At 59.0% G+C, this 8,550-nt stretch carries 7 protein-coding genes; 4 read left to right on the forward strand and 3 right to left on the reverse strand.

Annotation, left to right across the window (positions count from 1 at the left end):
* Nucleotides 1–5 precede the first annotated feature (5 nt).
* Nucleotides 6–974 (reverse strand): ABC transporter substrate-binding protein, encoded by a 969-nt coding sequence (locus VZP09_RS09450; protein ID WP_004189830.1) that lies wholly within the window; start codon nt 972–974, stop codon nt 6–8.
* Nucleotides 971–1,675 (reverse strand): ABC transporter ATP-binding protein, encoded by a 705-nt coding sequence (locus VZP09_RS09455; RefSeq protein ID WP_004189827.1) that lies wholly within the window; start codon nt 1,673–1,675, stop codon nt 971–973. Before VZP09_RS09455 ends, VZP09_RS09450 begins: the two co-directional genes overlap by 4 nt.
* A 211-nt stretch (nt 1,676–1,886) precedes the next feature.
* Here VZP09_RS09455 and VZP09_RS09460 point away from each other — a divergent pair, with 211 nt between their 5' ends.
* Nucleotides 1,887–2,468, forward strand: coding sequence for a flavin reductase family protein (locus tag VZP09_RS09460; protein WP_004151228.1), 582 nt, complete (start codon nt 1,887–1,889; stop codon nt 2,466–2,468).
* A gap of 54 nt (nt 2,469–2,522) precedes the next feature.
* Here VZP09_RS09460 and VZP09_RS09465 read toward each other — a convergent pair whose 3' ends face one another.
* Nucleotides 2,523–3,347 (reverse strand): helix-turn-helix domain-containing protein, encoded by an 825-nt coding sequence (locus VZP09_RS09465; RefSeq protein WP_004180112.1) that lies wholly within the window; start codon nt 3,345–3,347, stop codon nt 2,523–2,525.
* A 204-nt stretch (nt 3,348–3,551) separates the two neighbouring features.
* On the opposite strand from VZP09_RS09465, the gene VZP09_RS09470 reads away from it, so the two are divergent.
* The 3 genes from VZP09_RS09470 to VZP09_RS09480 are packed head-to-tail and all read left to right on the forward strand — an operon-like array spanning nt 3,552 to nt 8,186.
* Nucleotides 3,552–5,120 carry an alpha-L-rhamnosidase-related protein gene (locus tag VZP09_RS09470; RefSeq protein ID WP_016831510.1) on the forward strand — a complete coding sequence of 523 codons (1,569 nt, stop codon included), beginning with the start codon at nt 3,552–3,554 and terminating at the stop codon, nt 5,118–5,120.
* Nucleotides 5,121–5,143: 23 nt separating this feature from the next.
* Nucleotides 5,144–6,526: an MFS transporter gene (locus VZP09_RS09475; RefSeq protein ID WP_004151222.1), complete on the forward strand. Its 1,383-nt coding sequence runs from the start codon at nt 5,144–5,146 to the stop codon at nt 6,524–6,526.
* Nucleotides 6,527–6,569: 43 nt separating this feature from the next.
* Nucleotides 6,570–8,186: a carbohydrate porin gene (locus VZP09_RS09480; RefSeq protein WP_328795079.1), complete on the forward strand. Its 1,617-nt coding sequence runs from the start codon at nt 6,570–6,572 to the stop codon at nt 8,184–8,186.
* The last annotated feature ends 364 nt before the right edge of the window (nt 8,187–8,550 follow it).

Raw genomic sequence — 8,550 nt, forward strand, 5'->3', positions numbered from 1 at the left:
ATCAATTACTGCGCGTACAGCTGACTGAAGCGGGCGAGCACGGCGCCCCGCTCGCTGCTGCCCTCGCTGGTGGTGGGTAGCACCTTCAGCGCGTCCAGTAGCGGACGTTTAGCCGCCACGTCGCGGCGGGCGGGCATCAGCCAGGCGTCGGCGACCTTCGCCTGACCTTCCGGCGACAGCACGTAATCGATAAAGGCTTTGGCCTCGCCGGGATGCTGGCTGGTTTTGAGGATCATCATCGGGCGCGGGGCAATCACCGTTCCGCTGGCCGGGAAGATCACCTTCAGCGACTCGCCCTGCTGAATATTGCCGTAGGAGACATAATCCACCGCGCCAAACACCGCCGCTTTCGCTCCCTGCATCACCGGCGTCACCGCCTGGGCGTTGGGTCCGCTGACTACCATGCCGTTCTTTTTCAGATCGTCAAACAGTTGCCAGGCCTGGTCGCCCATGCTGTTTTGCAGCCCGATCAGCAAATCCAGCGACGCGCCGGAGAGCGCCGGGTCGGGGGTTGTCACCTTGTCTTTAAACGCCGGCTGGGTGAGATCCCGCCACTCTTTCGGTTCCGGGGTGCCGCTTTTACTGTTCCAGACAATACCCAGGGCGGAGACGCCCTGGGCGATATAGTCCGCCGATTTCAGGTTCGCCGGTACCTGGTCGGCGTTGGCGCTCGCAAAAGGCAACAACCAGCCCCGCTGGTGCAGATCTTCGGCGGTATCCCACGAGGCGGAGATCAGCACATCCGCCTGCGGGTTGGCCTGCTCGGCCTCCAGTCGGGCCATCACTTTGCCGGTGGTGGCCTGAAAAACGGTCACCTTCACCCCGGTCTGTTGTTCAAAACCGCTGGCCAGGCTTTTCGCCAGCGAGCCGGGTCCGGCGGTGTAAACGGTCAGCGCATGGGCGCTGGAGAGCATCATGGCGGAGAGAGCCATCGCGAGTACCACTCCTTTCTTAACGGTCATAACGGTGTTCATGCAACTTCCCCTGAGGTTGGCGTAACGGCGCGGACAGCGGCCACGCGGCCCGCGGATAAATAAACAATCTGGTCGGCTAACAGCTCGGCTTCACGTCGGTCATGGGTGACATACAGGGCGGTGATGCCGAGCTGTCGCAGCAGGCGGCTCATTTCGCCACACAGCGATTCGCGTAGTTCGCTGTCCAGGTTGGAGAGCGGTTCATCAAACAGCAGCACCCGCGGCGCGGCGACGATCGCCCGCGCCAGCGCCACCCGCTGCTGCTGACCGCCGGAGAGGCCTGAAGGCTTACGTTCGGCAAAGCCATTGAGGCCTACCCGCGCCAGCGCCTCGCTGACCCGGCGCTCGCGTTCGCTGCGGGAGACGCCGCGCATGCGCAGCGGAAAGGCGACGTTCTGCGCCACGCTCATATGCGGCCAGAGGGCATAATCCTGAAAAACCATGCCGATATCGCGCTGCTCCGGGGGCAATCCCCATCCTGCGCGGGCGACCAGCCTGTCGCCAAAGCGGATTTCGCCGCTGGCCGGCACGCTCAGCCCGGCCAGCAGACGCAGCAGCGTGCTTTTGCCGCAGCCGGAAGGGCCCAGTAGCGCCACGATGCGGCCGGGTTCGATATGCAACGTGAAGCGGTCAAGAATGGGGGTCTCTGCGAAGGCGAAAGAGACCTCCTGCAGGGTGATAGGGGTCAGCGTGCGCATCATCGCCCTCCCTTTCGGGACAGCGAGACCAGCCCGGCGGTCGACATCCGACGGGGCACGCTCACCTGGGATAGCATCAGGGGAGCCAACATATTGTGATCCTCTTTGGGACTTAGTGCTGGCGACTATAGTCAGACGAGATGACGTATTGATTACATTTTCATTGCGGCTTAACGTGTTACCTGCCAACCGACCCATTATTCAAGGAACGCCTATGAGCCGCTTTCGCCACGTTGAACTGCAGTACGCCAGCCGCCTGCTCAACCACGGCCCAACCATTTTGATCACCAGCTACGATGCCCCGTCCGACCGGCGCAACGTAATGGCCGCCGCCTGGTCAATGCCGGTGGAATTCGCCCCGCCGCGGGTGGCTATCGTGGTGGATAAAAGCACCTGGACGCGGGAGATCATCGAGCGCAATGGCACCTTCGGCATTGTGGTTCCCGGCGTCGCAGCCGCCAGCTGGACCTACGCCGTCGGCAGCGTCAGCGGCCGCGATGAGGACAAATTCAATGCCTGGGGGATCCCGGTAGTAACCGGTCCGGAGCTGGGGCTGCCGCTGATCGAGGAGAAATGTCTGGCATGGATGGAGTGCCGGTTGCTGCCGGCGACGGCGGCCCAGACCCAGTACGATACCCTGTTCGGGGAGGTGGTCTCTGCCGCCGCCGATGAGCGCGCGTTCGTCACCGGACGCTGGCAATTCGACGACGATAAGCTTAATACCCTGCATCATCTTGGCACCGGCAATTTTGTCGCCAGCGGCCGTCATGTGCGGGCAAACTCCCTCGACGAATAAGCATGACTTGCCGCGGGCGGCCGGTTTTTCCCCTGCCCGGCCTGCGGCCCCCTTTTAACCCGGTGGGCGGCGGCGATCGGCGCTGGGGGTCAGGCCAAACACTTTTTTATACAGGGTGGTAAAGTGGTTGCTGTTGGCGAAGCCGCACAGATAAGCCACTTCGGTAATGGTCATCTCCGTTTCGCGTAATTTGACCCGCGCGGAGACCAGCCGCAGACGTTTCAGATAATTATCCGGGGTTAATCCGGTGGCCTCTTTAATATGGCGAAACGCGGTGCGGGTGGTGAGATGAAATTGCTCCGCCAGCTGCTGCCAGTTATGTTCTTCGAAACAGTGCTCCTGAAGCCAGGTGAGTAATTTATGCAGTTTATAGCGAGTGCTGCTATATTCGGCTTCCGACTCGGCTGTGAGAATGGTGGTCACCAGCTGGAAAAAGAGAGACTCCCGTAGCGGGGTATTATCCGCCGCCCTCAGCGCCGGGGAAAATATCTTTTCCACTAGTTCCCGGCAATAGCTGCGAGTCTCCGGCGCCAGCCAGCCATAGCAGGCGGCGCGCTGCGCGGATAATTGCTGCAGCAATCCCTCCATCTGCTGTAAATAGCCAAAGGCCACCGCCGGATTAATTAAGACATTAATCAGCTTCAGCGTCCCCAGCTCATCATAATAATGCACATCGCCAGGCTGGACGTAAAATACGTCTCCCTGTTGGATATACAGCGGGCGACCATTAATAACGTGTAACCCATGCCCCTCCTCGACGATCACCAGTTCGGCAAATTCATGGCCATGTTCTTGGCTATTATCCTCCGGGTCACTGGCGTACATGCCGAGCTTATCCTGGGGATGGGTGAAATAATACTCAACGGTCAGTGTCATCATTACAGCAAATCCTGAACAACCTATGGCGCAGGGGCACGATAATCTATTCCGGCCCTCGGCACGCGCCCGATGTGCGGATTTGTGATCGCCAGCGCCCCCACCTCATTATTCCTGCCATTTTCACTGACGGTTTGGCATTGCCAGAGTGGTAGCCGCGCCGGACGACGGCCTATGCTGCGCCTAACCTAACGGAGAGGACGCAGTATGTCACAAGCAATTCAATACAATTCCAGCGTGGCGATGATCCGTCACCCGCGCTTTTTACAGCGTGCGGCCGACCTGACGCCCGCGCTGCAACGCCTGCGCCAGACGCCGCAGGCCATCGTCGAGGCCGTCGCTGAACCAGGAGCGCTGAACGGCTGGCGGGGGAATACCGTCTGCACGCCGGAGCAGTTTTATCAGCAACCGCTCAACGTCGGCGACAGCATCATTATTGATTTTGGCAGCCATTTTGTTGGCTACCTGCAGTTCAGCTGCCGCAGCGTCGGCAGCCCGCCCGATGCCCCGGCCCATCTGCACTTCACCTTCGGCGAGACGCTGAGCGAAGTCTGTGAGCCGTTCAGCGAATACCAGGGATGGCTGAGCAGCAGCTGGTTGCAGCAGCAGGATCTGTGGCTTGACGTCCTGCCCGCCCGGGTCGCTCTGCCACGTCGCTATTGCCTGCGCTACCTGAAGGTGGAGGTCAAAGCGCTGTCGCGCAAGTTTCGTCTGCAGTTCGATGAGATCGCTCTGGAAACCGTCACCTCTGCCGGCAGCCCGCACCCGGCGGTCATCGCCGATCCGCAGTTGAAAGCCATTGATGACGTTGCCGTTCGTACCCTGAAAAACTGCATGCAGGAGGTGTTTGAAGATGGGCCGAAACGCGACCGTCGGCTGTGGCTGGGCGACCTGCGCCTGCAGGCGCAGGTGAATGACGTGACCTTCGGCCACCACGATCTGGTCCGCCGCTGCCTGTATCTCTTTGCCGGCCATACCCGGGAAGATGGCATGGTTTCCGCCAATGTCTTTGTTCAGCCAGAGGTACGCGCCGATGACACCTTTCTATTTGATTACTCATTGTTTTTTGTCGACGTGCTTTATAACTACCTGCAAAGCACCGGCGACACGGAAACCGTCGGTGAGCTGTGGCCCACGGCGCGGCGGCAAATCGAGCTGGCGCTGACCCGCTGCGATTCTCAGGGGCTGGTGCGCGACAGCGATGACTGGTGGGTATTTATCGACTGGCAGGCGGAGCTGAATAAACAGGCCTCGGCGCAGGGGGTGCTCATCTACTGTCTGCAGCGCGCCCTCTGGCTGGCGCAGCGTTTTGAACCGCAGCGGGTACCCGACTACACTGCCACGCTCTGGCAGCTGAAGGAGGCCGCCCTCCACCACCTGTGGGACAACGAGCGGCAGGTGTTTATCAGCGGCGCCGTGCGTCAGGTCTCATGGGCGTCGCAGATCTGGCTGGTGCTGGCGGAAGTTGGCACCGCCGGGCAGCGTCAGGGGCTGATGCGCCGCCTGCAGCAGCAGCCGCCCGCCATTGCCATGAACACCCCGTACCTGCGTCATCATCACATTGTTGCCCTGCTACAGTCCGGCCTGCGCGAGGAGGCGGTGGCGGAGATCAAAGCCTACTGGGGGGCGATGGTCGCCTACGGCGCCGACACCTTCTGGGAAATTTTCGACCCCCAACATCCTGACTTTTCCCCGTATGGCAGTAAGCTTATCAACAGTTACTGCCATGCGTGGAGCTGTACCCCGGCCTGGTTTATTCGCCAGTACGGACTTTAATAACAACGATAAGCGAGTGATTTATGGCAGAAACAACGTTTACCCTGTGGCGGCAGCGCCTTGGCTATGGCATTGCCGATCTCTCCTGCAACCTTGTGTGGCAGATGATCTCTCTGTATCTGATGTTCTTTTACACCGACGTCATGGGTCTCCCGGCCTATTATGTCGGCCTGATGTTCCTGGTCACCCGGCTGGTAGACGGCGTGGCCGACGTGCTGATGGGGCTGGTGATCGACAATACCACCACCCGCTGGGGGCGCTGCCGTCCCTGGCTGCTGATCGGCGCCCTGCCTTTTGGCCTGCTGTGTATTCTGGCCTTTTATGTGCCGGATTTCGGCACCACCGGCAAACTGCTGTACGCCTTTGTCACCTATCTGTGTCTGTCGTTCCTCTACACCCTGGTGAATATTCCGTTCTGCGCCATGCTGCCGTTTTTAACCAGTGATTCCGCAGAACGCACCACGCTGTCGGCGGTGCGCATTTTGCTGGGCTCCCTTGGCGCCACCATCGTCGCCGTGGCTACGCTGCCGCTGGTCGGCATGCTAGGCAAAGGCAACCAGCAGCAGGGATTCCTCTATACCGCGGTGATTTTTGGCGTACTGGCGGCCTTTTTCCTGCTGGTGAGCTTTCGCAACGTCGAAGAAAAGATCACCCTTACCGGGGAGCGCATGACCCTAAAACGCGCCTGGATTAGTCTGCGCGCCAATCGTCCGTGGTGGGTCTTCGCCAGCAATATCTTTCTGATGTGGGGTGCCTTTTTCTTTCAGACCGGGGCCCTGGTGTACTTCTTCCATTATTACGTCGGGAATACCGAGCTGACGGCGGTTATCGCCGGGATCTCCACCTTCGTTCCCCTGCTCGGCACCCTCACCGTCCCGCTGCTGGCCCGACGCATGAAAAAACGTCATGTCTATCTGGTGGCCAGCGCGGTCAATCTGCTCGGGATGGGGATTATGATGGTGTCTGGCGCCCACGTTCTGGGACTGATCGTCGGGGCCGTGATCCTCTCCCTCGGCGCCGGCCAACGCACGGCTATCTATTTCTCGATGCAGGCCGACCCGGTGGATTACGGCGTGTGGAAAACCGGGATTAATACCGCAGGGATCCTGACCTCGATAAACGGTTTTCTCGGCAAGGTGGCGATGGCTGGTGCCGGGGCTATCACCGGCGTGCTGCTCTCCTCCAGCGGCTATATCGCCAACCACACGCAGAGCGACAGCGCCCTGTTGGCCATCAAGGCCTGCTATCTATACATTCCGGCGCTATTGATCCTCGCCTCGATGCTGTGGATGGGCCGCTTCTACCGCCTCGACGATCAGTATGAGCAGATTCGTGCCGACCTTGATGCCGGACGCGGCGCCTCGCCAGCCCCGGCCCCGACCGCCGGAGAATCCCCCGCCATGTAAGGCGCCCCCGCTGATTTAACCTCTGGATAAATTAAGGATTTTTATGCGTATCTCTGTGATTAGCGCAGCGGTTTGCTGCGCCCTTTTTCCGCTCATTAGCGTCAGCGCCGCCGGCTTGAGCGTGGTGCAACGGCTGGCGCAGCTGGAAGCGCGCCTCAATCTCGCTGAACAGCAGGCCAGCGAGGCCAGCCGCCGCGCGCAGCGGGCAGAACAGCAAACTGCCGCCGCCGAGCAGCGCGCCGCGGCGGCGGAGCAGCAGGTGCAGGCGCTCAGCCAGCAGACCACGGCTCGCGAACAAAAACAGCAGGCCACTAATCAGCAACTGAGCGAGCAGCTGGCGAAGCGCGCCCCGGACGATGGGTTTACCTTTAACGCCTACGCCCGTTCCGGGATGTTAGTCAACAGCCATGGTAAAGGCGCCCGCGGCGGGCCGGGCGTCTCCCCGGCCAGTTCGCTCAACGGCGATGCCCATGTCGGTCGTCTCGGTAACGAAAAAGATAATTACGCTGAGCTGAGCTTTGGCAAAAAGCTCACCTTCAACGATGGCTCATGGGCGCGCTTTAAGACCATGCTCGCCGACGNGGCCACCAACCCGGATCCGTGGGTTCAGGATAACGACAGCCACCATCTGAACATTCGTCAGCTGTACGTCGAGATGGGTAACTTTGCCGAATTCACCGGTCCGTTAAAACGCGCCTCAATTTGGGCCGGCAAGCGCTTCGATCGGGATAACTTCGATATCCACTTTACCGATAGCGACATCATGTTCCTCGGCGGTACCGGCGGCGGGATCAATGATGTCGACTGGGGAAGCGGCCTGCGCGGCGACTATTCGGTGTATGCACGTAACTTCGGCGACCTTGGCAGCGATAATTACGCGGATAATGACATCCAGAATCTGCTGTTCACCGCCAACCATTTTTACGGCAACTGGCAACTGATGACCACGGTGATGACCGCCCAGGGCAACGATGACCTGAAAGATAATACCTCGACCACCGGGAGCTATGCCCTGCGCAGCGATAACACCGCCAAAAACGGCTACTACGCGATGCTGGCCCTCCACGATAAACAGCAGTTCTACGGCCTGGCTCCAGGGGTGTCGGAAAGCGCCCTGCAATACGGCGTCGGGCTGGGCGCCGAAGCGCGTCAGCCGGGGAGCGATGGCGATCTGACCGAGAACGCGGCCTCCCTGCGCTTTGCGTCGTATGGCATCCTGCCGTTGGGGAAAAACTGGCAGCTGGCGCCGTCGGTGATAGCCCAGCATAGCGAAGACCGCTATCGCGACGGCGACCGCTACGACTGGGCGACGTTTAACCTGCGGGTATCACAGGGGATCTCCGCTCACTTCGCCCTGCTGTATGAGGCCTCGTGGCAGTATATGGATCTCAATCCGAACGGGCGCAGCTATCGCTATAATGACAACGTTTATCAGTATCAGGCGGTGCGCGGTGATTTCTACAAGCTGACCTTCGCCCCCACCTTTAAAGTGGGCGATGTGCTGGATATCAAGGCGCGGCCGGAAATCCGCTTCTTTGCCACCTGGATGAACTGGGATAAAGCGCTGGATCGCTACGCGATAAATGACGATTTCGGCAGCAAAGGCTTTACCGCCGGTGGGACATGGAACTTCGGCGTGCAGACGGAGATTTGGTTTTAATCAAACGGCCCGTCCGGCTCAAATGCCAGGACGGGTTGATTTAAATACACGCTGTTACTTTGTCACTATGCCAGTGCTGTATGAANTAATATAAACTCATAAAATAAAAACCATAACAGGCTAAAAAGATAAAGGTTNTTTTTATAATTCCAACAANTGACTTTCGTTTTTTCTCAACGATGAGAAGATCGTGAAACCTTTCTTGCTGTTGCTCTGGTGTTAAATTATCAACTATTTTATTTTTTATATCATCGTGAATCTTTTTAAACGTTCGCTTTTCACCTGGAAAGCTACCGTGTAGAAGATACAAAAAAAATAAAGAAAAGCATAACGAACGCTAATATCCGAATACTGGGCTCAGTTA

Origin of the sequence: Klebsiella sp. EMBS2024 (genome assembly GCF_036233805.1) — a bacterium.
Classification (GTDB): domain Bacteria; phylum Pseudomonadota; class Gammaproteobacteria; order Enterobacterales; family Enterobacteriaceae; genus Klebsiella; species Klebsiella pneumoniae.

Excerpts from the sequence above, each read along its gene's own strand:
- VZP09_RS09465 (WP_004180112.1), bottom strand. The coding sequence starts at position 3,347 with ATGATGACACTGACCGTTGAGTATTATTTCACCCATCCCCAGGATAAG.
- VZP09_RS09470 (WP_016831510.1), top strand. The coding sequence starts at position 3,552 with ATGTCACAAGCAATTCAATACAATTCCAGCGTGGCGATGATCCGTCAC.
- VZP09_RS09460 (WP_004151228.1), top strand. The coding sequence starts at position 1,887 with ATGAGCCGCTTTCGCCACGTTGAACTGCAGTACGCCAGCCGCCTGCTC.
- VZP09_RS09450 (WP_004189830.1), bottom strand. The coding sequence starts at position 974 with ATGAACACCGTTATGACCGTTAAGAAAGGAGTGGTACTCGCGATGGCT.
- VZP09_RS09455 (WP_004189827.1), bottom strand. The coding sequence starts at position 1,675 with ATGATGCGCACGCTGACCCCTATCACCCTGCAGGAGGTCTCTTTCGCC.
- VZP09_RS09475 (WP_004151222.1), top strand. The coding sequence starts at position 5,144 with ATGGCAGAAACAACGTTTACCCTGTGGCGGCAGCGCCTTGGCTATGGC.